This window comes from Hafnia alvei (genome assembly GCF_900095695.1).
GTDB lineage: Bacteria > Pseudomonadota > Gammaproteobacteria > Enterobacterales > Enterobacteriaceae > Hafnia > Hafnia alvei_B.
In genome coordinates this window covers 1-24403 of sequence record NZ_FMIQ01000049.1, presented here as the reverse complement: position 1 = coordinate 24403, position 24403 = coordinate 1, and the positions used below count along the sequence as shown (strand labels likewise).

The window sequence follows — 24403 nt, the reverse complement described above, 5'->3', positions numbered from 1 at the left end:
TTTACTTACGGCCCACGAAACAGGACGACGTAACATGTCTAAAATTTTTGATTTTGTTAAACCGGGTGTCATCACTGGTGATGATGTTCAGAAAGTTTTCCAGATCGCTAAAGAAAACAATTTCGCATTGCCTGCAGTTAACTGTGTTGGTACAGACTCAATCAATGCGGTAATGGAAGCTGCTTCTAAAGTACGTGCTCCGGTTATCGTTCAGTTCTCAAACGGCGGTGCTGCATTTATCGCTGGTAAAGGCGTGAAAACCGACGTTCCTCAGGGTGCTGCAATCCTGGGTGCAATCTCTGGTGCGCATCACGTACACCAGATGGCTGAACACTACGGTGTTCCAGTGATCCTGCATACTGACCATTGCGCTAAGAAACTGCTGCCATGGTTAGACGGCCTGTTGGACGCTGGCGAAAAACATTTCGCTGCTACTGGCAAACCACTGTTCTCTTCTCACATGATCGACCTGTCTGAAGAGTCTCTGGAAGAAAACATCGAGATCTGCTCCAAGTATCTGACCCGTATGTCTAAATTAGGCATGACGCTGGAAATCGAACTGGGCTGCACCGGTGGCGAAGAAGATGGCGTTGATAACAGCCATATGGATAGCTCTGCGCTGTACACTCAGCCAGAAGACGTTGATTACGCGTACACTAAACTGAACGCAATCAGCCCACGTTTCACTATCGCTGCCTCTTTTGGTAACGTACACGGCGTATACAAGCCAGGTAACGTACAGCTGACGCCAAAAATCCTGCATAACTCTCAGGAATACGTTTCTAAGAAACACAACCTGCCACACAACAGCCTGAACTTCGTATTCCACGGTGGTTCTGGTTCTACTGCTGCAGAAATCAAAGAAGCGGTCAGCTACGGCGTAGTTAAAATGAATATCGATACCGATACCCAGTGGGCAACGTGGGAAGGTATTCTGAACTACTACAAGAAAAACGAAGGCTATCTGCAGGGCCAGCTGGGTAACCCAGAAGGCGCAGACAAACCTAACAAGAAATACTACGATCCACGCGTTTGGTTGCGTGCCGCTCAGACTAGCATGATTGCTCGTCTGGAACTGGCATTTGACGAACTGAACTGCAAAGACGTTCTGTAATGCTTGTTGCATCACGCTAATTTGCTTAGTGTGATAGACGAAATTAAAACACCCTAGCGTTCTCGTTAGGGTGTTTTTTTTGTATTTTTATTATGGCTAAAATATTCGTAATGGTTGGTTCGACTAATCCCAATTATTGTTATTTAAGCTTTGATTAGTTGGCGTATAGCGCATTGTCCGTTAACCTTACACAAACATGCCGTACAAAACGGCATAAATTGAGCATGTTGCGCTACTTTTGATTTGTTAAAGGAAGGATGGTTTATGAAAGACCTGAACGTTGCCGATGGAATTAATAGTGCTGGAAACTGGTTAGTGAAAAATCAGGACTTACTAATTCAGTATGCAGTGAATATTGTTGCTGCGATTGTTATCTTCATTGTCGGTTCGATTATTGCCAAAATTGTTTCTGGTGCAATTACCCGTCTAATGAAGGCGCGCGGCGTTGATCTCACAGTCGCTCATTTCCTTTCAGCATTAGTTCGCTACGGCATTATGGCGTTCACCATTATTGCGGCATTAGGTCGTATTGGTGTGCAAACAGCCTCCGTTATTGCGGTGATTGGTGCCGCAGGCTTAGCCGTTGGTCTGGCATTGCAAGGTTCACTCTCTAACTTTGCTGCAGGCGTATTGTTAGTTCTATTCCGTCCGTTCCGCACGGGAGAGTTTGTTGATCTTGGCGGTGTTTCCGGTACGGTGAAAGATGTTCAGATTTTCTCTACAACCATGCTAACTTCGGATAATAAAACTATCGTGGTACCCAACGGGAAAATCATTGCTGGCAATATTATTAACTATTCCCGTGAGCCAAATCGCCGCGTAGATATTACCGTTGGTGTGGCCTACGATGCGGATATCGATCTGGTCAAAAAAGTATTAGGCGATATTGTTGCTGCTGATAAACGTATTATGCAAGACCAAGGTGTGACCATTCGACTGAATGAAATGGCGGCTTCATCGCTGAATTTTGTGGTGAGAGTCTGGACGACGAATGCTAATTACTGGCCGGTCTATTTTGATCTGATGGAAAACTTCAAACGTGGTCTGGATGCCAATAATATTGGAATTCCATTCCCGCAAATGGATGTTCATCTGTATCAAACCGCTGTGCGCAAGGCTGGACAGGAATAATCCTTAGCGAGTGCCCCTCCATAACCGTCCTTTAGCAAAGGAAGCGTTGGGAGGGGGATCGCGTTATATTTCCCCTCTATTAGCTGCTCTAATCCCCGATAAGAATCATCCATTTCCTCTTCTTAACATCTCGGCGTAATATCGCTGCCATTCCGGCCCATCTTCTCTTTGGGGCGCAGCTATATTTTCGAGGAACTACCCATGCTTTCTGTTTTTTTACAGGGCTTTGCCCTGAGCGCAGCCATGATTTTGCCACTGGGCCCACAAAATACATTTGTTTTAAGCCAGGGGATCCGTCGGCAGTATCATCTGATGATTGCTTGTCTATGCGCGCTCAGTGATATCGTTTTAATCTGCGGCGGTATTTTTGGTGGTAGCGCGCTATTGAGTCAGTCACCCTTGTTGTTGATGCTAGTGACTTGGGGCGGAGTGGCATTTTTGCTGTGGTATGGTTGGGGCGCTTTTCGTGCGGCAATGGCGAAAGAGGGGATTCAAACGGGGGCTGACGTGGCGCAGCAAAGCCGCTGGCGGATTGTTGTGACCATGCTGGCCGTGACATGGCTTAACCCGCATGTCTATTTAGATACGTTCGTCGTCTTAGGCAGCCTAGGTGGACAGCTCTCAGTGGACGCTCGCAGTTGGTTTGCTTTTGGTGCCGTCAGCGCTTCTGCGATTTGGTTCTTTTCATTGGCATTGCTCGCTGCGTGGTTAGCACCGTGGTTAAGTACGCCCAAAGCTCAACGGGTGATTAATCTTCTGGTTGCCTGTGTGATGTGGGTTATTGCCCTACAGTTGGCAAGAAATGGGCTACATTTGTAAGGTGTAGTTGGCGGTTGATGGATAAAATTCTGGATTGTTCCTAATGCGTTAGCGCTTTTTTTAGTTCAGGATGTTGTCCATCTTTCAGCGCCATATACCGGCAGTTGAAACCACTAAACATCGAGTATGTCTACAAGGAGACACCATGAAGCTAAAAGCCTTAGCGATGGTTGCAGTGATGGGATTAAGCGCGTTACCCGCGCTGTCTCAGGCGGCTGAAATGCCAGAAGGACCACATCTAGTGACCTCTGGAACATCAAGCGTAGACGCAACTCCTGATATTGCGACGCTGACTTTCCAAGTTACCGCTTCTGCAAAAGATGCGGCGAGCGCCAAGACGCAGGTTGATCAGCGAGTAGCTAAATATTTTGATTTTCTGAATACCAACGGTATTGAGAAAAAAGACATCAGTGCGGCTAACTTAAGCACTCAGCCAGAGTACGATTACCTGAAAGACGGCAAAAGCGAGCTGAAAGGCTATCGTGCGGATCGCCGCGTGCAAGTCACTCTGCGCCAGTTGGATAAACTGAATGGTTTGTTGGATGGTGCATTGAAAGCGAATCTCAACGAAATTCGCTCCGTTGAGTTAGGCGTTGCTAAGCCAGAAGCTTATCGCGAACAGGCACGTCAGGAAGCGATCAAAAATGCAGTGAGTCAGGCCCAGTCTCTGGCAAAAGGTTTTGGCGTAGTGCTTGGACCGGTGTACAGCATTCGTTATCACGTATCTAACTACCAGCCAGCCCCAGTAAGCCGTATGTATATGGCGGCTGACGCAATGCAAAAGACCTCTGCTGCGCAGACCTATGAACAGCAAACTATCCAGTTTGACGATCAGGTTGATGTGGTCTTCAGCCTGAATAAATAACGGCTGCTGATAGCGCAAAAAAGCACACCTCGCAGTGTGCTTTTTTTATGGTTTTTTATAGCAACCATGGGTCGCTTAATCTTGGCGCAGTACGTTGTGCCCGTGAGAAAGCAGCGCGTCGGTGACTCGGCGCATCATGCGGCTTTCTGGTGCAAAGCGGTGCCAGTAAAGCATACGGCGCTGAACCATACCGGGAGTTAAGTTTATCAGCGAGCCTTCTTTCAGCTCTTTTTCGATCTGAAGATGCGGGATCATACAGCAGGTGGTTCCCTGCAATGCTAGCTGTACAAAGGCTTCAGAGGAGTTGACGATGTGACACGGTACGCTGCCCGGCGGCAGATCAAAGTTCTGTTGCAGGAACGCCTGATGCATGTCGTCTAAGTGGTCAAAGGCGACGGCTGGAGCTTTCAGCAGGGAAGAACGGTTCACGCCATTTGGGAAGTAACGTGCAGCAAAAGTCGGTGACGCCACAAACAGGTAATCAAGCGCACCAAGGCGGTCGACTAAACAGCTAGGTAGTGGCTGTGGCTGGATACTCACCGCGCCGACCACTTCACCACGACGGAGTCGTTCCTGAGTTCGCGTTTCGTCTTCAACCTGAAGGTTCAAGCGCAGCGGTGAATCCGCCAGCACCGGTTTTAAGGCAGGCAGCAGCCAAGTTGCCAAACTATCGGCGTTGACGGCGAGAGAGAGCAGTAGCGGGCCATCGGTGCTGCTATCGTTGCCTAGCCACTCCTCTTCAAGTAGCTCAACCTGATGCAACAAAGCCAGCAAACGCTGTCCCTGTTCCGTTGGGCGAGGAGGGACGGTACGAACCAGTAGGGGCTGACCGAACAGGTTTTCTAACTGCTTGATTCGCTGTGAAACCGCTGACTGAGTTATACAGAGTTTTTGTGCCGCACGCTCAAAGCCACGTTCGCGTATTACCGCATCCAGTGCTTGCAAAGTCCGGTAGTCCGGGCGTTTCATGTTGTTCTTCGTCCCCTGCTCTTATGATTTTTATATCTTAATAACTGCAATATGCCACATTTTTTCCCCTTCAAGAGGAGAAAATGCACTCTTATCATGGAAAAGGTGATCGCTTAGGGCGAAAAAGCCGCCTTCTGACACGCCATTTACAGGCAGTTACTCTATAATACGCACACGTTTTCGTAGCATAGTCCATAGGATTCGGTAATGACTCAAGATGAACTGAAAAAAGCAGTGGGTTGGGAAGCGCTCAAGTATGTAAAACCAGGCACCATCGTGGGTGTGGGCACGGGCTCAACCGCCGCGCATTTTATTGATGCGCTGGGCACCATGAAAGGGCAGATCGAGGGCGCGGTATCAAGCTCTGATGCTTCCACTGAGAAACTGAAAAGTTTGGGTATTACCGTTTTCGATCTTAACGAAGTCGATTCGTTAGATATTTATGTTGATGGTGCGGATGAAATCAACGGCCATATGCAGATGATCAAAGGCGGCGGTGCTGCACTGACTCGCGAGAAGATCGTGGCGGCCGTGGCGAAGAAATTTATTTGCATCGTCGACTCTTCTAAGCAGGTAGATATTCTGGGTAACTTCCCGCTGCCTGTAGAAGTGATTCCGATGGCGCGTTCTTACGTTGCGCGTGAGCTGGTGAAGTTAGGTGGTCAGCCAGAATATCGCCAAGGCGTTCTGACCGATAACGGCAACGTGATTTTAGACGTGCATAATCTGAAAATTATGGATGCGATTGCGTTAGAAAAACAGATTAACGGTATTGCCGGTGTGGTCACCGTTGGCCTGTTCGCGAATCGTGGCGCGGATGTAGCGCTGGTTGGCTCGGCTGACGGCGTGAAAACCATTACGGCCTAAATTATCAGCCATGATGAATCAGCAGCTCCGAAACTTCGGGGCTGTTTTTTTATGCGTACTGCCTTCGGTTTTTTATCTTATTCTTCCCTCTTCGTTAACTTCGTTTTAAACATAGAATTCCATTTATTTATCACACCCCCTAAATTCGGTGACATATGTCACATATTTGCGCTTGACGATACTTTCACGCTGTCACGATTAAAAGCAGTAGCATTTTTCGCCAACTTTTAACGTTTTCAACCCGTTGCTCCCCCCCACGTAGGCAATCGGTTGGCTTGCTGGATGCGTAATATTTGTTATGTTGGCTGCATGCCGCAGGAGTTTTGTTTTCCGTTGCGGCCACACTAAGGTTCGAATTAACAGGGGTTAGGGTCGGGTCATGGCAAAAGTATCTTTGGAGAAAGACAGGATTAAGTTCCTTTTAGTTGAAGGGGTTCATCAAAGCACCGTCGACAATCTACGTGCAGCGGGTTACACCAACATCGAATATCATAAAGGTGCGCTGGACTCTGAATCGATGAAGTCATCCATTCGTGATGCACATTTCGTTGGCATTCGTTCCCGAACCCACCTGACCGAAGATATCTTCGCTGCGGCTGAAAAATTGATTGCCGTAGGCTGTTTCTGCATTGGTACCAATCAGGTTGATCTTACCGCTGCGGCAAAACGTGGCATTCCGGTATTTAATGCGCCGTTCTCTAATACACGCTCGGTAGCCGAAATGGTACTGGGCGAGCTGTTGCTGCTGTTACGCGGCATTCCAACGGCCAATGCCTGTGCACATCGCGGTGAGTGGAATAAACAGGCCGTGGGCTGTTTCGAAGCGCGCGGTAAAAAACTGGGTATTATTGGTTACGGTCATATCGGAACTCAGCTGGGTATTTTGGCTGAAGGGATTGGTATGAACGTCTTCTTCTACGATATCGAGAACAAACTACCGCTGGGGAATGCGCAGCAGGTACGCCATCTCTCTGATTTGCTCAACATGAGCGATGTCGTTACGCTGCATGTGCCAGAAACGCGTTCCACCAAAGATATGATTGGTACCGAAGAGTTGGCGCTCATGAAGCCTGGAGCTATTCTTATCAACGCATCACGTGGCACCGTGGTGGATATCCCAGCCTTGTGCAACGCGTTATCTTCCAAGCATTTATCTGGCGCGGCCATCGACGTGTTCCCAACGGAGCCAGCCACCAACAGCGATCCGTTTAATTCGCCGCTGTGTGAGTTTGATAACGTCTTGCTGACGCCGCATATCGGCGGTTCCACGCAGGAAGCACAGGAAAATATCGGTGCTGAGGTAGCGGGTAAACTCACAAAATATTCTGATAATGGTTCTTCATTGTCGGCGGTGAATTTCCCTGAGGTTTCCTTGCCGATGCATGAAGAAAATGTCAGCCGTCTGCTGCATATTCATGAAAACCGCCCAGGCGTACTGACGCAGATTAACCAGATTTTTGCGGAAGAGGGCGTAAACATTGCCGCGCAGTATCTGCAAACCAATGCTCAAATCGGCTATGTCGTTATTGATATCGAAACCAAGACTGAACGTGCGGAAGCGGCGTTGCTGCGCATGAAAGAAATTACGGGGACGATTCGTGCCCGTTTGCTGTACTAATCTCTAAGCGAGAGCTTATTAGCACTAACAAAAATGGCAGCCTAATGGCTGCCGTTTTTATAGGGGAATTTTGTCATCTTACCAGCGGTAGTGAGTGCTGGGCGTGATGATTTCTGGCAGTGGAACGTCCCACTCTTGTACCGGTAACGCATCGACTCTCTGGCAGTCATGCGCCAATCCTATAGGGTACGGCCCGCATTGTTGCGCGTAGGCACTTTCCCAATCCTGCAAAGTACGGTCATAAAATCCGCCGCCCATGCCTAATCTTTGCCCTGTGGCGTCAAATGCAACCAGCGGGGTGAAAATGATATCCAGCCGAGACACAGGCAATACCTTCTGTACGTTAAGGCGTGGTTCTTCAATGCCAAAATGATTCAGAACCATTTCGCTTTCAGGGGCGTAGTGTAAAAACAGTAGGTTACCGCGGCTGAAGGGATGCAGGACCGGAAGATAAACCGATTTTCCCGCCTGCCAAAGACGTTCAATCAGCGGTCTGGTATCCAGCTCACCGTCGAAAGAGAGAAATAGGGAAACGGTGTGTGCATTTTGAACGCGCGGTAGTTGTATCACGCGCATAGCAATATCTTGTGCAGCCTGACGTTGGAAATCAGCGCTAAGGTTTTTACGCAATTGGCGAACTGAACGGCGGATATCCGAACGAGATAGACAGGAATTTAAAGTAGAATTGCTGAGAGAGACGTTATTAGACATGACACACCCGTTTAAGGATGTTTGGTGTAAGGGAATCTCCGAGGTGCCGCAGCAGGCTGTAACCCTTGAACCCATGGTTCAAGGTGAACGCAACGACGCAATCTTAAGGCTTCTCGGAGACCGAGCGTGCTCACCGATTACGGATCCGCCGCATTCTTGAGGTATTAAATATCGGCTCAGGGGACTGGCCCGCACACGAACACCTCAGAGAAATTTTGTATCCTTTACTGTTAATTAGCTTATCACATTTTTCTTAAAATGATACGACTTTCTTTAAAAATCGTTAGCTAATCAACATGTTACAACTATAAGTCACACTTATTCGAACTGCGCACCCTGACGATCAGTGATGCGACCTTGTTCCAGCAGAGCTTGTTCGATGGTCTGCTGCAACATGCGAATTCTTTGTTCCATATTGGAAGCATAATCGCGAGTTTTCAAGCGTTCTTGCGCCAGTTCGTGACATACGTTTAATGCCGCGATGAAAACTAGTTGCTCCGTATTGGTGACTCTAGTGCGAACTTTGAGATCTTGCAACCGCTGATTAAGATCCTCTGCAGCCTGATTCAACGCTTCTTGTTGTTCTGGCGGGCAATTAACTCTTAACGAACGACCAAAAATTTGAATATCTACCGGTTGTGCAGACATACCACCTTCCTGCCTAGATTTTGCGCCAGTTTCAAAACCGCGAGGGTCACTAAATCGGGCGCCAACTATATATACCTCGCTATGCAGATACAAGCCTTTTGACTCATGCCCTTCATACTTGAAGATTTATCTGTGTTGGCTGCGCTTGCTTGCCGACTTGATGTAACTCCAACTATTTTGGACATATACCCTTGGTAGCGAAAGCCGCAAATGTGAATGCAACTTCAATGACTTTGGGTATGACAAGCCTTATAGCGTGCCCTTTTCTGGTATAGCGACTGATCTTGATGGTAGCATAACACGAACTTTATCTGCCAACGATGACCAAAACGTATGCCAATTGAGATTACTGTACCCGAATATTCTGTTTTTACTCAGGCTTTGCAGCAGCAAGGCGTTGGATTAACTCCCGCTGAAATGCATGGCTTGATCAGCGGGATACTGTGTGGCGGCAATCATAACGATAATTGGCGCACGATGATCCACGATCTAACCAACGACGGCGAAGCGTTTTCTCAAACGCTCGCACAGCCACTTCAGGTGACTTATCAGCATACCCGTGATGCGTTAGAAGACGATGGTTTTGGCTTCCAACTGCTTTTGCCAGATAGCGACGACGTAACCGTGTTTGATCGTGTCGATGCGCTTTCCGGCTGGGTAAACCATTTCTTGCTGGGGCTAGGAATGATGCAAAAAAATCTTGGCCAGATTAAAGGCGAAGTCGGCGAAGCAATCGACGATCTGCGTAGCATTGCTCAGTTAGGCTACGAAGAAGACGAAGATCAGGAAGAGCTGGAACAATCTCTGGAAGAAGTCGCGGAATACGTGCGTATGGCAGCGATGCTGTGTCACAGCGAGTTCTCACAGAAAAAGCCAAACGCGGCTGAAATGCAAAAACCCACTCTGCACTAAATTAACATCACGCCAAGCGCAACGATGAAATCAGGCGGAACTCCTACCGCCTGATTGATCTTGCTTATCCCATTACGCAATCCGCATGATAGTCTATATCCTTCATACTTGAAGCTGCATCCGTGTTGGCTGCTCATTTCGTAGAGCGCCACGCCACGTGCTCGCAATTGCCGATTTCAGGAGAAGGTCATGACCCAGCAAGAATTTCAACGTCGCCGTCAGGCTGTTTTGGCACAGATGGCACCCGGTAGTGCCGCGCTTTTTTTTGCTGCGCCAGAATGTACCCGCAGCGCTGACAGTGAATACCCTTATCGCCAGAACAGCGACTTCTGGTATCTGACCGGCTTTAACGAGCCTGAAGCCTTGCTGATCCTGATTAAAAGCGACGAAACCCACAATCACAGCGTGCTGTTTAATCGCGTGCGTGATTTAACCGCTGAGATTTGGTTTGGGCGTCGTTTAGGGCAAGAGGCTGCGCCAGCAAAACTCGGCGTCGATCGCGCACTGCCTTATAGTGATATTGAAGAGCAACTTCACCTGTTGTTGAATGGGCTAGATGTGGTTTATCACGCTCAGGGCCAATATGATTTTGCAGACCAAATTACGTTTGCAGCGCTAGAAAAACTGCGTCGCGGCATGCGCCAGAATTTCCGCGCGCCGGCAACGCTGATCGATTGGCGTCCTTGGGTGCATGAAATGCGTCTGTTTAAATCGCAGGAAGAAATTGCAGCGATGCGCCGCGCAGGTGAAATCACCGCGCTGGGCCATACTCGAGCAATGGAGAAATGCCGTCCCGGTATGTTTGAGTACCAGCTCGAAGGTGAAATCCTGCATGAATTCACCCGTCATGGGGCGCGTTACCCTTCCTACAACACCATCGTGGGCGGCGGCGAAAACGGCTGCATCCTGCATTACACCGAAAACGAAAGCGAGCTCAAAGACGGCGAGTTGGTGTTGATTGATGCGGGCTGTGAATATAAAGGCTATGCCGGTGATATCACACGCACCTTCCCCGTCAATGGCAAATTTACCCAACCTCAGCGTGAGATCTACGATCTGGTGCTGGCCTCAATGGATAAAGCGTTTGAAATCTTTGGCCCAGGCCACAGTATTCGTGAAGCTAACGACGCCGCAGTACGCGTGATGGTTGAAGGTTTAGTCAAATTAGGCGTGATGAAGGGCGACGTAGAACAGCTGATTGCCGATCAGGCGCATCGTCAGTTCTTCATGCATGGTTTGAGCCACTGGTTAGGCTTGGATGTACATGACGTCGGTGATTACGGTTCTTCTGCTCGTGAGCGCGTGTTAGAACCGGGCATGGTGCTTACCTGCGAACCGGGGTTATATATCGCGCCAGATGCTGATGTTCCGGCGGAGTATCGCGGAATTGGCATCCGTATCGAAGACGATATTCTCATTACCGAGAAGGGCTTTGAGGTGCTGACCAAAGATGTGGTTAAGCATGCTGACGATATTGAAGCGCTGATGGCACAGGCAAAAGCCGCTAGCTGAGGAACGATACACGGCATGAAAATGATCATTGTAGGCGGAGGCATGGCGGGCGCAACGCTGGCGTTGGCGGTTTCCGCGTTGAGCGCAGGACGCGTTCAGGTTGAGGTCGTTGAAGCGGTTTTGCCAGACAGCCGAAAACATCCGGGATTTGATGCGCGCGCCATTGCGCTAGCCTACGGCACCTGCCAGCAATTAGCGCGTATTGGTGTGTGGCCAGCGCTGAAAGCGTGTGGAACACCGATTGAGCGTGTTCACGTCAGCGATCAGGGTCATGCCGGTTTTGTGGGGCTTGAAGCATCTGACTATCAGATCCCGTATTTAGGTCAGGTTATTGAGCTGCATCAGGCCGGTTCGCGACTGTTCAAACTGTTAGAAAAAGCGCCCGGCGTCACTCTACACTGTCCGGCAAAAGTGGTCGACGTCGAGCGCCAACAGCACAGCGCTACTATCACGCTGGATAATGGTACCCGTCTTTCTGGTGAGTTACTGGTGGCAGCAGATGGCTCATCATCGGCGTTAGCACAGCACTGTAACGTTGACTGGCGCAGCGAGGATTATGGTCATATAGCAGTTATTGCCAACGTCACGACCTCTCTACCGCATCAGGGCAAAGCGTTTGAGCGCTTCACCCGCAACGGCCCGTTGGCGATGTTGCCGATGAGTGAAGGCCGATGCTCGCTGGTGTGGTGCCATGCGGCTGAAGATCAGGCTAAGGTCGATAGCTGGAGCGATGCTGAATTTTTACACCAACTGCAACAGGCTTTCGGCTGGCGTTTAGGTACCATGGTGAAAACGGGGAAACGCCATAGCTATCCGCTGCGCTTAACGTCTGCCCAGCAACATATTAGCCATCGCCTTGCGCTGGTGGGAAACGCGGCACAAACGCTACACCCCATCGCGGGGCAGGGATTTAATCTTGGCCTGCGTGACGTCATGTCTTTGGCGGAAACTATTGCTCAAGCAGAACAGCAGGGCAATGATATCGGCAGCTATCAAGTATTAAGCCAATATCAACAGCGCCGAGAACCCGATCAACAGGCCACAATCGGTGTGACCGACGGTCTGATTCATCTGTTTGCCAATCGTCTGGCTCCGTTGGTTGTTGGGCGTAATCTCGGCCTAATGGCGATGGAGTTGGTTCCTCCGCTGCGCGAAACGCTGGCGCGGCGCACCCTTGGCTGGGTAGAACGCTAAGTTTATTCCTGTCGTGCTCAGCGCTGTTTAAGTTGCCTGAGTGATTGAAGGAATAGGATTCATTAACAGAAACAGAGAATCACAATGCAATCTTTTGATGTGGTTATTGCCGGTGGTGGCATGGTGGGGTTGGCAACGGCGGCGGCGCTTCAGGGCAGCGGGCTGCGCATTGCGGTGATTGAAAACCGTATCCCCGAGCACGCTGAGCTAACGCCTGAACCTGCGCTGCGTGTTTCTGCCATTAATGCTGCCAGCGAGCGTTTGCTACAGCATCTGGGCGTTTGGCAAGATATCCTCGCCCTGAGAGCGAGCGCCTATCAGGGCATGGAAGTTTGGGAAAGTGACAGCTTTGGGCGTATTGCGTTTCGTGCCCAAGAGTATGGGCATACCCACCTTGGCCATATCATTGAAAACCGTGTTATCCAACTGGCGCTGTGGAATAAAGTGAGCCGCCAGTCCGAGGTCACAATGATTGCGCCAGCGACACTCCAACAGGTGGCGTGGGGCGAAAACGAAGCTTTCATCACGTTAGATAATGGGCAGATGCTTACGGCTCGTCTGGTGATTGGTGCCGATGGTGCGCATTCATGGCTGCGTCAGCATGCCGATATTCCGCTGACGTTTTGGGACTATGGGCACCATGCGTTGGTGGCTACCATTAAAACCGAACGGCCCCATGAAGGCTGCGCGCGTCAGATTTTCCGCCCAAACGGTATTTTGGCTTTCTTGCCGCTGGAAGATGCGCATTTATGCTCCATCGTGTGGTCCGTTTCTCCGGAAGAAGCTCAGCGCTTAGCCGCTTTGCCTGAGTGTGATTTCAACCGTGAATTGGCCGTTGCGTTTGATACGCGTCTTGGTCTGTGCGAAGTCGTCAGCGCTCGACAGTCACATCCTCTGGTTGGGCGCTATGCCCGCAGCTTTGCCGCGCACCGATTAGCGCTGGTGGGGGATGCGGCGCATACCATCCACCCATTGGCTGGGCAGGGTGTGAACCTTGGTTTTATGGACGCGGCTGAATTGGCCTCCGAGATCAAACGTCTACAGCGTCAAGGCAAAGATATTGGTCGCTACATGTATCTGCGCCGCTATGAGCGTACCCGTAAGCACAGCGCCGCGCTAATGCTGACGGCCATGCAAGGTTTCCGCCAGCTGTTCGACGGCGATAACCCAGCCAAGAAACTGCTGCGTGATGTCGGCATGGCGCTGGCTGATAACCTTCCCGGTCTTAAACCGCGTTTGGTTCGTCATGCCATGGGCTTAGCGGATTTGCCTGAGAGTTTGCAAAAGTAGAGCCCGTAAATACAGACGTTGTAAAAATAGTGCTTCGCGGCTAGCTATGTATTTATGTTAGCCGCTCCCCCTTTTTTGTTCCCTTTGGTTATCCCTCCAACCTGATTTGAAATATTCTAATGTTGCCGTCTTTTTTGAATTAGTTTTTCTCATGCATGGAAATTTAACATCCGCTATTTTCCCTAATGAAATTGCGATATACGTTATATAACTGCAATGCAGTTGCGGTGAAAATGTTAATAATGTGCCATTCGACGCAGTTTTGTAGATGAAACTTCTGCATTATCCCTTCTCTAAATTTCACTATCGATAAAGTCTGGTCTTATTTTAACTTATGGTTAATCGCTGATATCGGTGATAACGTCTGGGGTAGGGTATCGTTTGCGTAGCGATGTTTATTGGCGTTTAGCTTTAGGCTTCACATCAACATTTTTAGACATTTTTAGGCAAAAAGTATCTTATTAGCGCGCCCGGGACTCTATAGCGAATGGCTTGTACCGGATGACAAACGTTCAGGAAAAGAGGGTTAAGATGGCCAAACAGACTCCACTCTTCGATCAACACGTCGCCTGTGGCGCGCGTATGGTTGATTTTCACGGCTGGATGATGCCACTGCACTACGGTTCCCAGCTCGATGAGCACCACGCGGTGCGTCAAGATGCGGGCATGTTTGATGTCTCACACATGACTATCGTCGATCTTCGTGGGCCGCGTACGCGTGAGTTCCTGCGCTACCTCCTCGCGAACGATGTGGCAAAGCTAACGGTACCGGGCAAGGCGCTCTATACCGGCATGTTGAACGCCTCCGCGGGCGTTATCGATGACCTGATCGTTTATTTCCTTGATGAAGAATATTTCCGCTTGGTGGTTAACTCCGCCACGCGAGAAAAAGATTTGGCGTGGATCACCGAGCATGCCGAGCCTTATCACGTTGAAATCACCGTGCGCGACGATCTGGCGTTGATTGCGGTGCAAGGCCCGCAGGCACAAGAACGCGCTGCGACGCTGTTCACTGATGCACAAAAACAAGCGATTAGCGGCATGAAACCGTTCTTCGGCGTACAGGCCGGCGACTACTTTATTGCGACAACGGGCTACACCGGCGAAAACGGCTATGAAATTGCTTTGCCAATCGGCGAAGCGGCGGAGTTCTGGCAGAAGCTGGTGAAAGCGGGCGTTAAGCCGTGTGGTTTGGGCGCGCGTGACACTCTGCGTTTAGAAGCTGGCATGAATTTATATGGACAGGAAATGGACGAAGGCGTTTCGCCGTTAGCCGCCAATATGGGCTGGACCATTGCTTGGACGCCAGAAGATCGTGATTTTATTGGCCGTGAAGCGTTAGAACAGCAGCGTGAGAACGGTACCGAAAAGTTGGTTGGTTTGGTGATGACCGAAAAAGGCGTGCTGCGCAATGAGCTGCCGGTGCGTTTTACCGATGCCAACGGAAATCTTCAAGAAGGTGTGATCACCAGTGGTTCCTTCTCACCAACTTTAGGTGTCAGTATTGCATTGGCTCGCGTACCTGCAAGCATTGGCGAAGAAGCTATCGTGCAGATCCGTAACCGTGAAATGCCAGTACGTGTCGTTAAACCCGGTTTTGTGCGCAACGGTAAAAGCCTGATTAATTAGGTTCCTACGCGCTGACCGCACTCAAATTGGCTACGCCAATTGAATCAGACTTATAAAGTAAAATTTAACAAACATTTAAGAGAGGATGTCGATGAGCAACGTGCCTACTGAATTGAAATATACCGCATCTCACGAATGGGTTCGCGCAGAAGGCGAAGGGGTGTATAGCGTTGGTATCACCGAGCATGCACAGGAACTGCTGGGCGATATGGTCTTTATCGATCTGCCAGAGGTCGGCACATCTTTCGATGCGGGCGATGACTGCGCTGTTGCCGAGTCTGTGAAAGCGGCTTCCGATATCTATGCCCCAATCAGCGGCGAAATCGTTGCCATCAACGATGAACTAGAAGGTGCGCCAGAGCTGGTCAACAGCGCTCCGTACTCCGAAGGCTGGCTGTTCCGCATCAAAGCATCAGACGAAGCGCAAATTGCTGGGTTGCTGGATGCCGCAGCCTACGAATCTTCTATCGAAGATTAAAGCCTGCGTTGTGAACGGTGTTGGGCGTAACCGCGCTTGATCGTGCTTCATACTTTCTCCCCGTGTTCTTAGCGGGGAGAAAGTGAGTTCGTGCCGCATTTATTTGTGTCAAATCAGCATTTCTTCTGTATGTACATTTAGGAATCAGTCACTCATGACCCAGACTCTCAGCCAGCTCGAAAACAGCGAATCCTTTATCGCTCGCCATATCGGTCCGTCTGCCCAGCAGCAACAGCAAATGCTGGAAACCGTTGGCGCACGCTCTTTGCATGAACTGATCGAGCAGATCGTTCCTTCCGATATTCAGTTACCTACTCCGCCTGCGGTCGGTGATGCCGTAACGGAACATCAGGCGTTGGCTGAGCTGAAAGCAATTGCGGGTCAGAATCAGCGCTACAAATCTTTCATTGGTATGGGGTACCACGGCGTACTGATGCCACCGGTTATTCAGCGCAATATGCTGGAAAACCCAGGCTGGTATACCGCTTATACGCCGTATCAGCCGGAAGTTTCTCAAGGTCGCCTTGAGGCGTTGCTGAACTTCCAGCAACTGACGCAGGATCTCACCGGTCTTGAATTAGCTTCGGCGTCCTTACTGGATGAAGCCACCGCCGCAGCGGAAGCCATGGCGTTGGCGAAGCGTGCTAGCAAGCTGAAAGATGCGAATCGTTTCTTTGTGGCTGCCGATGTTCATCCGCAAACGCTAGACGTGGTGCGTACCCGAGCTGAAACCTTTGGCTTTGATGTGATCGTTGATGATGCAGATAAAGTGCTCGATCATCAGGATGTGTTTGGCGTATTGCTGCAACAGGTGGGGACCTACGGCGAGCTGCACGACTACACCGATCTGATGAATGAGTTGAAAAGCCGCAAGGTGATTACCTGTATTGCCGCCGATCCTATGGCTCTGGTGCTGCTGGCCGCGCCGGGCAAATTGGGTGCTGACGTTGTGTTTGGTTCTGCGCAACGTTTTGGCGTACCGATGGGCTACGGTGGTCCGCATGCGGCATTCTTTGGCTGCCGTGATGAGTTTAAGCGCTCCATGCCAGGGCGTATTATTGGGGTTTCTCGCGATGCCGCAGGGAATACCGCACTGCGCATGGCGATGCAAACGCGTGAGCAACATATCCGCCGCGAGAAAGCGAACTCCAATATCTGTACTTCTCAAGTCTTGCTGGCGAATATTGCCAGCCTGTATGCGGTCTATCATGGCCCCGTTGGCCTGAAACGCATTGCCGATCGCATTCATCGTTTGACGGATATCTTGGCAGCGGGCCTGAAGCAAAAAGATGTCACCGTTCGCAACCACAGCTGGTTTGATACCCTCACGGTAGCCGTGAAAGACAAGGCCGAAGTATTGGCGCGTGCGCTGGGCTTTGGTTTTAACCTGCGCAGCGATATTCCGGGCGCAGTGGGGATTTCTCTGGATGAAGCGACCAGCCGCGAAGACGTTGAAGCGCTGTTTGCCATTCTGCTGGGTGATAACCACGGATTGGATATCGATACGCTGGATGCTCTGGTTGCTGAAGACAGCGCTGGCAGCATTCCTGCCCACATGCTGCGTACCGACCCGATTCTGACGCATCCCGTGTTTAACCGCTATCACAGCGAAACCGAGATGATGCGCTATATGCATCGCTTGGAGCGCAAAGATTTGGCGCTGAATCAGGCTATGATCCCACTGGGATCTTGCACCATGAAGCTGAATGCTGCTGCGGAAATGATCCCAATCACGTGGCCTGAATTTGCTGAATTACATCCGTTCTGCCCACCAGAGCAGGCGATGGGCTATCAGATGATGATATCCCAGCTGTCGCAATGGCTGGTTCAGCTAACCGGTTATGACGCCGTTTGTATGCAGCCAAACTCTGGTGCGCAAGGTGAATACGCGGGTTTGCTGGCCATTCGTCGCTACCACGAAAGCCGCAACGACGCTGCGCGCCATATTTGCTTAATTCCAAGCTCTGCGCATGGTACTAACCCTGCTTCGGCGCAGATGGCAGGTATGAGCGTGGTAGTGGTGGCCTGTGATGACTCCGGTAATATCGATCTGCACGATCTGCGCGCTAAAGCTGAGCAGGCGGGCGATGAACTTTCCTGCATCATGGTGACCTACCCGTCAACGCACGGCGTGTATGAAGAAACAATCCGCGAAGTGTGCCAGATCGTGCACCAGTTCGGCGGTCAGGTTTACCTCGACGGTGCGAACATGAATGCGCAGGTTGGGATTACTACGCCGGGCTATATTGGCGCCGATGTATCTCACCTGAACTTACATAAAACGTTCTGTATCCCGCACGGCGGCGGCGGACCGGGTATGGGCCCAATCGGTGTGAAATCGCATTTGGCTCCGTTTGTACCGGGGCATACCGTGGTGCAAATTGATGGTTTAACCACCCAGAAAGGCGCGGTTTCTGCGGCACCGTTTGGTAGTGCTTCCATTCTGCCAATTAGCTGGATGTACATCCGTATGATGGGGGCTGAAGGGCTGAAGAAAGCCAGCCAGACCGCGATCCTGAATGCCAACTACATCGCAACACGCTTGAAAGCGGCGTATCCGATTCTGTACGCAGGCCGTGATGGTCGCGTAGCGCATGAATGTATTTTGGATATTCGTCCGCTGAAAGAGCAAACCGGCATTAGTGAAATGGATATTGCTAAACGTTTGATCGACTTTGGCTTCCATGCGCCAACTATGTCGTTCCCGGTTGCGGGCACGTTGATGGTTGAGCCAACGGAATCTGAAAGCAAAGCTGAGTTGGATCGCTTTATCGATGCGATGCTGGCGATCCGTGCTGAAATTGAACGCGTGAGCAGCGGCGAATGGACGTTGGCGGATAACCCGCTGGTGAATGCGCCACACATTCAGGCTGAACTGGTTAATCACTGGGAGCACGCATATTCTCGCGAACTGGCCGTATTCCCAACGGAATCAACGCGTGAGAATAAATACTGGCCAACCGTAAAACGTCTGGATGATGTTTACGGCGACCGTAATTTATTCTGTTCTTGTGTGCCGATCTCTGAATACGAATAGCGCTTAGACTGTTCAATAAAAACCGCCCTGATGCTTAAAGTTGCTTCAGGGCGGTTTTTTTATGGATGTTTATGATGGAAGTGAACGTTACAGCAAATTGAGTAAGTGCAAAATAATATGGCTGCTGTCGCCGCGGCGCCACGCAATGGCAATATCACTGGTCAGCTGTGTGTCTTTCAGTTTCAAACACACCACGTTTTTCTCGTCAATCTTGCTTAATGAGTCAGGCACGATGGCCATGCCAAAACCTCCGCCTACCATGCTGATCGCCGAGGTCAACTGAGGCGATTGCTGGCCTAAATTGGGCGAAAATCCGGCGATTTCACAGGCATGGATCGTTTGGTCGTAAAGGCTGGGCGCCACCTCGCGTGGAAAAGTGATTAGAGATTCATCTTTGAGATCGATCAGGGAAACTGAGCCGTTATGGCTAAGCGGGTGTTGGCGAGGGAGTGCCACCATCATCTCTTCGGTGTCGATGACCCGACACATAAAGTCTTTACTGCGCTCGCACGGCAGGCGAATAAACGCGAAATCAATATTTCCCTCTTCTAACGCATTCATCAAGCCGGACATCTCTTTCTCCTGCGGCTGAAGATGCATCATCGGGTAGTTTTCTCTAAAGCTGTGTAACAGAGAAAAAACCGCAGGGTTGAACGCCGTAGAGCAGGCGAAACCGATGTTGACAGTTCCACTAATGCCTCGGGCGACGTTGCGTGCTCGCTCAAGCGCTGCATCGGTGAGTTTGATGATTTCACAGGCATCTTTGTAGAGCGTTTTACCCGTTTCGGTTAGCTCAATTCCGCGCGTTAAACGCTTAATCAGTGGGGCGCCAACCTCATGTTCAAGTCTTTGAATTTGCTGGCTGAGAGGGGGCTGCGAGATCCCTAACTGTTCTGCTGCACGCGTAAAGTGACCTGTTTGAGCCACCGCGACGAAATAGCGTAAATGGCGTAGTTCCATATCAAAAACGTCTCAAAGTGAACACAACATCATATTGGAACTCATTGCTGAAAGGAGTCAACCTTTAGTTAATAACGCTAATAATTGAATAACTGGATCACCTCATGAAATCACATCCTTCTGACTGCACATGCGTGGCAGACATCGCAAAAACGGCTATGCAGCTGCAACGTGCACATCCAGAACGCGTCATTTATCAAACTTCTCTAATGAGTGCGCTATTAAGCGGGGTTTACGAAGGGGAGACGACGATGGCCGATTTGCTCCAGCATGGCGACTTTGGCTTAGGCACTTTTAACCATCTTGATGGCGAAATGATCGCGTTTAACCGCAATATTTTCCAGCTACGTGGTGACGGCAGCGCTCGTCGCGCTAAGCCAGAACAGAAAACGCCTTTTGCGGTGATGACCTTTTTTCAACCGACTGAAGAATACCGCATCAATCGTTTGCATAGCCGCGATGAGATCCATCAGGTTATCGACAAAATGCTCACCAGCCAAAACGCCTTCTGTGCGCTACGTATTGACGGGGTATTCCGTAACGTAGAAACCCGTACCGTGCCGGAACAGCACCGCCCCTATAAACCGATGCAGGAAGCCATTGAGGCTCAGCCGACATACCACATAGAACATCGCGAAGGGGTATTGATTGGTTTTCTGACACCTAACTACATGCAAGGTATCAACGTTGCGGGGTATCACGAACACTTCATCACCGCTGAACGCGACTGCGGTGGACATATTCTTGATTATCAGGTGGAAAGCGGCGTTTTGACCTTTGGTTCTATCGATAAATTGCTGATCGATTTCCCTCATGATGATGATTTTATGCAGGCCGATTTGTGCCCTGCAAATTTAGATACGGCGATTCGTTCCGTTGAAAGTTAAGCCTTTTTGGCTGCGAGGAGTGTGGTTCCATGAAAAAGTCTGATAGCAATAAAGCATGGCAGTGCGGGGCGGATCTGATCGTCGCTCAGTTAGAAGCTCAGGGGGTTAAACACGTATTTGGTATCCCCGGAGCGAAAATTGATAGGGTGTTTAACTCGTTGGTTGATTCCAGCATTGAGACGATTGCCGTTCGTCATGAAGCCAATGCGGCATTTATGGCGGGAGCGGTTGGGCGCTTAACCGGCAAAGCCGGTGTGGCCCTAGTGACATCCGGGCCAGGCTGCTCCAATTTAATCACCGGCGTAGCGACGGCGACCTCAGAAGGCGATCCTTTGGTTGCGCTGGGCGGGGCGGTGAAGCGCGCCGATCATCTCAAACAGGTGCATCAGACGATGGATACCGTGACGATGTTCCGTCCGGTAACCAAATATTCCGCTGAGGTGACTTCGGCGTCGGCATTATCTGAAGTGATGGCTAACGGCTTTCGTGCCGCCGAGTTTGGCCGTCCCGGAGCCAGTTTTATCAGCTTGCCGATGGATATTCTCAATGAGCCGGTCAACAGCAGGGTGTTAACAACACAGCATCCTACTCTGGGCGCGGCTCCTTTTGAAAGTATCGTACAGGTGGCTCGCCGGCTGGAAAAAGCGAAAAACCCGGTGATTTTACTTGGCCTGATGGCAAGCCAGCCGCGCAACGCTGATGCTATTCGTCGCCTATTGCATAAAAGCGGGCTGCCGGTAACCAGCACCTATCAAGCGGCTGGGGTTATCGATCAGGCTCATTTCCATCGTTTTGCTGGGCGCGTAGGGCTGTTTAATAATCAGGCGGGCGACCGCTTACTGCGTAACGCTGATTTGGTGATAACAATTGGTTACAGCCCGATCGAATACGAGCCAGCGCAGTGGAACAACGATGATGCCGACTTGGTTCATATCGACATTATGCCTGCCGAAACCGATAGCGATTATCAGCCGGATATCGAGCTGGTGGGGGATATCGCAGAGACGCTAGATTTGCTGTCTGAACATATTCACGCCGCGCTTGATTTAAGCAGCGACGCGGTGGCTATTTTGGAAGAGCGCCGTCAGCAGCGCGATCTTTTAGCACAGAAAGGAAGAAGCTTAACCCAGTTTGCCATTCATCCACTGCGCTTGGTGAGAGCGATGCAGGACATTGTGAATAGCGATGTGACGCTGTGCGTCGATATGGGGAGCTTCCATATTTGGATCGCCCGCTATCTATACAGCTTCCGTGCGCGTCAGGTTCTGATTTCAAACGGGCAGCAGACGATGGGGGTTGCGTTACCGTGGGCGATTGGTGCCGCGTTGGTCGACCCGAGCCGTAAAGTGGTCTCGGTTTCCGGCGATGGCGGTTTTATGCAGTCCAGCATGGAGTTGGAAACGGCGGTACGATTAGGTGTGAACCTGTTGCATATCATATGGGTAGATGAAGAATACAATATGGTTGCGATCCAAGAAGACAAAAAATACCACCGCACGTCGGGGGTGAAATTTGGCCCAATCGACTTTAAAGCCTACGCGGAAGCGTTTGGTGCCAAGGGATTTGCCGTTACGTCTTCAGAAACATTGGAAAGCACATTGCGTGCAGCGATGGACGTACAGGGCCCTGCGGTGGTTGCCGTGCCGGTTGATTACAGCGATAACGCGCTGTTGATGAGCCAACTGAACATGAGCGAGCTGTTTTAAAATTCTTTATTGTGATTTCACCTACCCCGAAGGTTGTCTGACATAACATCTCTTCGGTTTCGGCCTCATCGTTTGCTTGATGAGGCTTTTTTTATTTTTCGCGTTCAGGAATATCTTTAAGCCTTACTTTTTTTCATTAATTTTGGGTGAGATTTTCTAATGACAAAACCCAATAACCACAATTAAAGCTTGGCTGGGTGATAATGTAAAAAGTGATAAATATTAAATAATTATATTGTTATTATATCCTATTACTTACGCTAATCATCATTTTTACTCATGTTACTGATGGTCGGTTTCTGGACAAGTCTGGCGACAAAAGTGTGATAGAGTTCTCACCGTGAAATGTTCCCCCTTTTAAGACGAGATCAGCGGGGCCTATCTGGCCTTATTTGTTGATACATCTGCATTTTTCATTATGGCAACCCACCTTGGTGCTTTTACAGGCTACGGGTGAACTATTGGCTTAAAACAACAACCATGACGTGTGACCACACACGCACTGGCATAAAAACAGGTAAGGCATTATGGAATTCATTGCTCAGTTAGTTAATCAGGTTAACAGTCTGCTTTGGGATGAACTGCTGATTTTCCTCCTGTGTGGTACAGGTATTTACTACACGCTGCGTTTGGGTTTCATTCAGATCCGTCATTTTGGATCTGGTTTTAAAGCGCTGTTCGGCGGTATTTCTCTGTCGGGCGCGAAGGCTGATAAGCAGGGCATGAGTTCATTTCAGGCGGTTGCAACGGCGATTGCTGGTCAGGTCGGTACCGGCAATCTGGCGGGCCCCGCAACGGCAATTGTGGCGGGTGGCCCCGGTGCAATTTTCTGGATGTGGATTTCCTCGTTTCTGGGAATGGCGACGATTTACGCAGAAGCGATGTTGGCGCAGAAATTCAGATCAAAAGATAAAAACGGCCAAGTGGTCGGCGGCCCTGCGTATTACATTGAGAAGGGGCTGAACTGCAAATGGCTGGCCTGTATTTTCTCCGTGTTGGTGATTATTGCGCTGGGCTTTATCGGCAATATGGTGCAGTCCAACTCTATTGCGGCGGCGTTTAATAGCTCTCTGGGCGTGCCGGGCTGGGTGATTGGTATTGTATTGGCGGTGATCACCGGCGTGGTGATTATGGGCGGGATCAGCAGCATCGCCTCATTCACCGAGAAAGTAGTGCCGATTAAAGCGGTGTTTTATCTGTTGGGAACCTTGGTTATTTTGGTGCACAACGCCCACTATATTTTACCGGCGTTTAAATCGATTTTTGTGGCGGCATTTAATCCAACGGCGGTGTTGGGCGGTGGTGCAGGGATTGCGATTCAGCAGGCAATGCGTTTTGGTATCGCTCGCGGTCTGTTTTCCAACGAAGCAGGCATGGGCTCAACGCCGCATGCTCACGCGGTGGCTAAGGTTGAGCGCCCAGAACAACAGGGTTATATCGCGATGATGGGCGTGTTTGTGGTGTGCGTTATCGTCACACTAACCGCATTGGCGATTATCACATCGGGTATGAGCATGTGGGAACTGGGTGGTAAAACCCAGACCAACTTCCTTGGTGTATTCACCGGGCAAGGCATTGCGGTGACTCAGCAGGCGTATACCTATGTTTATGGCTATTTTGGCAGCCTGTTTATTTCGGTTTCGCTATTCTTCTTTGCTTTCTCAACGATTGTTGGCTGGTACTACTATGGTGAAATGAATATTCGTTATCTATTCAATTCCCAACGTGCGGTACGTGCCTATCAACTGGTGGTGATTGCCTTCATCTTTATTGCCTCGTTCTTCAAAGTCGAGCTGGTGTGGAATATGGCGGATATGTTCAACGGACTGATGGTATTGCCAAACCTCGTGGCGTTGATTTTGCTGTCGCCGATAGTGATTAAGATGAGCAAGTACGTGGGTGGGAAGGTAGTGGAGAATAAGGTTTAAACGTGGTGGATGTTGTGTCCGCTTTTAGGCAATGAATTTTACCTTTGTACTGTGCGAACGTCCTTTAAGTATGGTGTTTATTACGTCCGCCTAAAATACCGAGTCCTGCATATACATCGTGCTGGCGT

20 protein-coding genes and 1 other RNA gene are annotated in these 24403 nt (G+C 50.1%); 16 read left to right on the top strand and 5 right to left on the bottom strand.

Annotated features, from left to right (window positions below; genetic code table 11):
- Positions 1-34: 34 nt before the first annotated feature.
- From fbaA to BN1044_RS12920, 4 genes are all read left to right on the top strand, one after another.
- Positions 35-1114: a class II fructose-bisphosphate aldolase gene (gene fbaA / locus BN1044_RS12935; RefSeq protein WP_072309057.1), complete on the top strand. Its 1080-nt coding sequence runs from the start codon at positions 35-37 to the stop codon at positions 1112-1114.
- 264 nt (positions 1115-1378) lie between these two features.
- Positions 1379-2245 carry a small-conductance mechanosensitive channel MscS gene (mscS, locus tag BN1044_RS12930; protein ID WP_072309056.1) on the top strand — a complete coding sequence of 289 codons (867 nt, stop codon included), beginning with the start codon at positions 1379-1381 and terminating at the stop codon, positions 2243-2245.
- 201 nt (positions 2246-2446) lie between these two features.
- On the top strand, positions 2447-3064 hold the full coding sequence (gene argO / locus BN1044_RS12925; RefSeq protein WP_072309055.1) for an arginine exporter ArgO: 618 nt from the start codon (positions 2447-2449) through the stop codon (positions 3062-3064).
- Positions 3065-3209: 145 nt separating this feature from the next.
- On the top strand, positions 3210-3929 hold the full coding sequence (locus tag BN1044_RS12920) for an oxidative stress defense protein (RefSeq protein ID WP_040046197.1): 720 nt from the start codon (positions 3210-3212) through the stop codon (positions 3927-3929).
- A 75-nt stretch (positions 3930-4004) separates the two neighbouring features.
- Here the strand turns inward: BN1044_RS12920 and BN1044_RS12915 are convergent, their stop codons facing one another.
- Entirely contained in the window at positions 4005-4898 is an 894-nt protein-coding gene (locus BN1044_RS12915; RefSeq protein ID WP_043490926.1) for a LysR family transcriptional regulator ArgP, read from the bottom strand.
- A 207-nt stretch (positions 4899-5105) separates the two neighbouring features.
- On the opposite strand from BN1044_RS12915, the gene rpiA reads away from it, so the two are divergent.
- Positions 5106-5765: a ribose-5-phosphate isomerase RpiA gene (rpiA, locus tag BN1044_RS12910; protein ID WP_025799156.1), complete on the top strand. Its 660-nt coding sequence runs from the start codon at positions 5106-5108 to the stop codon at positions 5763-5765.
- A gap of 379 nt (positions 5766-6144) precedes the next feature.
- The gene (gene serA / locus BN1044_RS12905; protein ID WP_072309054.1) at positions 6145-7383 is read left to right on the top strand and encodes a phosphoglycerate dehydrogenase; all 1239 of its coding nucleotides are present in this window, start codon (positions 6145-6147) and stop codon (positions 7381-7383) included.
- 78 nt (positions 7384-7461) lie between these two features.
- Here serA and BN1044_RS12900 read toward each other — a convergent pair whose 3' ends face one another.
- From BN1044_RS12900 to zapA, 3 genes are all read right to left on the bottom strand, one after another.
- Positions 7462-8094, bottom strand: a complete 633-nt coding sequence (locus BN1044_RS12900; protein ID WP_072309053.1) for a 5-formyltetrahydrofolate cyclo-ligase — start codon at positions 8092-8094, stop codon at positions 7462-7464.
- Between the two features lie 31 nt (positions 8095-8125).
- Positions 8126-8308, bottom strand: a non-coding RNA gene (ssrS, locus tag BN1044_RS12895) — 6S RNA.
- Between the two features lie 104 nt (positions 8309-8412).
- Positions 8413-8742, bottom strand: a complete 330-nt coding sequence (gene zapA / locus BN1044_RS12890; RefSeq protein WP_004846886.1) for a cell division protein ZapA — start codon at positions 8740-8742, stop codon at positions 8413-8415.
- Positions 8743-9075: 333 nt separating this feature from the next.
- Here zapA and BN1044_RS12885 point away from each other — a divergent pair, with 333 nt between their 5' ends.
- The 7 genes from BN1044_RS12885 to gcvP all read left to right on the top strand — a co-directional run bounded on the left by BN1044_RS12885 (position 9076) and on the right by gcvP (position 18794).
- The gene (locus BN1044_RS12885; RefSeq protein ID WP_072309052.1) at positions 9076-9654 is read left to right on the top strand and encodes a YecA/YgfB family protein; all 579 of its coding nucleotides are present in this window, start codon (positions 9076-9078) and stop codon (positions 9652-9654) included.
- Positions 9655-9843: 189 nt separating this feature from the next.
- Complete coding sequence (gene pepP, locus BN1044_RS12880; RefSeq protein WP_072309051.1) at positions 9844-11166, top strand: Xaa-Pro aminopeptidase; 1323 nt, start codon at positions 9844-9846, stop codon at positions 11164-11166.
- Between the two features lie 15 nt (positions 11167-11181).
- Positions 11182-12360, top strand: coding sequence for a 2-octaprenyl-6-methoxyphenyl hydroxylase (gene ubiH / locus BN1044_RS12875; RefSeq protein ID WP_072309050.1), 1179 nt, complete (start codon positions 11182-11184; stop codon positions 12358-12360).
- A gap of 84 nt (positions 12361-12444) precedes the next feature.
- The gene (ubiI, locus tag BN1044_RS12870) at positions 12445-13650 is read left to right on the top strand and encodes an FAD-dependent 2-octaprenylphenol hydroxylase (RefSeq protein WP_072309049.1); all 1206 of its coding nucleotides are present in this window, start codon (positions 12445-12447) and stop codon (positions 13648-13650) included.
- Between the two features lie 531 nt (positions 13651-14181).
- Positions 14182-15279, top strand: a complete 1098-nt coding sequence (gene gcvT / locus BN1044_RS12865; RefSeq protein ID WP_072309048.1) for a glycine cleavage system aminomethyltransferase GcvT — start codon at positions 14182-14184, stop codon at positions 15277-15279.
- Between the two features lie 91 nt (positions 15280-15370).
- Positions 15371-15757: a glycine cleavage system protein GcvH gene (gene gcvH / locus BN1044_RS12860; protein WP_025799171.1), complete on the top strand. Its 387-nt coding sequence runs from the start codon at positions 15371-15373 to the stop codon at positions 15755-15757.
- Between the two features lie 154 nt (positions 15758-15911).
- Positions 15912-18794, top strand: a complete 2883-nt coding sequence (gene gcvP / locus BN1044_RS12855; protein ID WP_072309047.1) for an aminomethyl-transferring glycine dehydrogenase — start codon at positions 15912-15914, stop codon at positions 18792-18794.
- Positions 18795-18881: 87 nt separating this feature from the next.
- On the opposite strand, the gene BN1044_RS12850 is transcribed toward gcvP, so the two are convergent.
- On the bottom strand, positions 18882-19754 hold the full coding sequence (locus BN1044_RS12850) for a LysR family transcriptional regulator (protein ID WP_072309046.1): 873 nt from the start codon (positions 19752-19754) through the stop codon (positions 18882-18884).
- A 104-nt stretch (positions 19755-19858) separates the two neighbouring features.
- On the opposite strand from BN1044_RS12850, the gene budA reads away from it, so the two are divergent.
- The 3 genes from budA (at position 19859) to BN1044_RS12835 (ending at position 24275) form a co-directional block, all read left to right on the top strand.
- The gene (gene budA, locus BN1044_RS12845) at positions 19859-20641 is read left to right on the top strand and encodes an acetolactate decarboxylase (protein ID WP_072309045.1); all 783 of its coding nucleotides are present in this window, start codon (positions 19859-19861) and stop codon (positions 20639-20641) included.
- A gap of 29 nt (positions 20642-20670) precedes the next feature.
- Complete coding sequence (gene alsS, locus BN1044_RS12840; RefSeq protein WP_072309044.1) at positions 20671-22347, top strand: acetolactate synthase AlsS; 1677 nt, start codon at positions 20671-20673, stop codon at positions 22345-22347.
- Between the two features lie 527 nt (positions 22348-22874).
- On the top strand, positions 22875-24275 hold the full coding sequence (locus BN1044_RS12835) for an alanine/glycine:cation symporter family protein (protein ID WP_072309043.1): 1401 nt from the start codon (positions 22875-22877) through the stop codon (positions 24273-24275).
- Positions 24276-24403: the final 128 nt, after the last annotated feature.

Coding starts and splice junctions, on each gene's coding strand:
- fbaA (WP_072309057.1), top strand. CDS start 35: ATGTCTAAAATTTTTGATTTTGTTAAACCGGGTGTCATCACTGGTGAT.
- mscS (WP_072309056.1), top strand. CDS start 1,379: ATGAAAGACCTGAACGTTGCCGATGGAATTAATAGTGCTGGAAACTGG.
- argO (WP_072309055.1), top strand. CDS start 2,447: ATGCTTTCTGTTTTTTTACAGGGCTTTGCCCTGAGCGCAGCCATGATT.
- BN1044_RS12920 (WP_040046197.1), top strand. CDS start 3,210: ATGAAGCTAAAAGCCTTAGCGATGGTTGCAGTGATGGGATTAAGCGCG.
- BN1044_RS12915 (WP_043490926.1), bottom strand. CDS start 4,898: ATGAAACGCCCGGACTACCGGACTTTGCAAGCACTGGATGCGGTAATA.
- rpiA (WP_025799156.1), top strand. CDS start 5,106: ATGACTCAAGATGAACTGAAAAAAGCAGTGGGTTGGGAAGCGCTCAAG.
- serA (WP_072309054.1), top strand. CDS start 6,145: ATGGCAAAAGTATCTTTGGAGAAAGACAGGATTAAGTTCCTTTTAGTT.
- BN1044_RS12900 (WP_072309053.1), bottom strand. CDS start 8,094: ATGTCTAATAACGTCTCTCTCAGCAATTCTACTTTAAATTCCTGTCTA.
- zapA (WP_004846886.1), bottom strand. CDS start 8,742: ATGTCTGCACAACCGGTAGATATTCAAATTTTTGGTCGTTCGTTAAGA.
- BN1044_RS12885 (WP_072309052.1), top strand. CDS start 9,076: ATGCCAATTGAGATTACTGTACCCGAATATTCTGTTTTTACTCAGGCT.
- pepP (WP_072309051.1), top strand. CDS start 9,844: ATGACCCAGCAAGAATTTCAACGTCGCCGTCAGGCTGTTTTGGCACAG.
- ubiH (WP_072309050.1), top strand. CDS start 11,182: ATGAAAATGATCATTGTAGGCGGAGGCATGGCGGGCGCAACGCTGGCG.
- ubiI (WP_072309049.1), top strand. CDS start 12,445: ATGCAATCTTTTGATGTGGTTATTGCCGGTGGTGGCATGGTGGGGTTG.
- gcvT (WP_072309048.1), top strand. CDS start 14,182: ATGGCCAAACAGACTCCACTCTTCGATCAACACGTCGCCTGTGGCGCG.
- gcvH (WP_025799171.1), top strand. CDS start 15,371: ATGAGCAACGTGCCTACTGAATTGAAATATACCGCATCTCACGAATGG.
- gcvP (WP_072309047.1), top strand. CDS start 15,912: ATGACCCAGACTCTCAGCCAGCTCGAAAACAGCGAATCCTTTATCGCT.
- BN1044_RS12850 (WP_072309046.1), bottom strand. CDS start 19,754: ATGGAACTACGCCATTTACGCTATTTCGTCGCGGTGGCTCAAACAGGT.
- budA (WP_072309045.1), top strand. CDS start 19,859: ATGAAATCACATCCTTCTGACTGCACATGCGTGGCAGACATCGCAAAA.
- alsS (WP_072309044.1), top strand. CDS start 20,671: ATGAAAAAGTCTGATAGCAATAAAGCATGGCAGTGCGGGGCGGATCTG.
- BN1044_RS12835 (WP_072309043.1), top strand. CDS start 22,875: ATGGAATTCATTGCTCAGTTAGTTAATCAGGTTAACAGTCTGCTTTGG.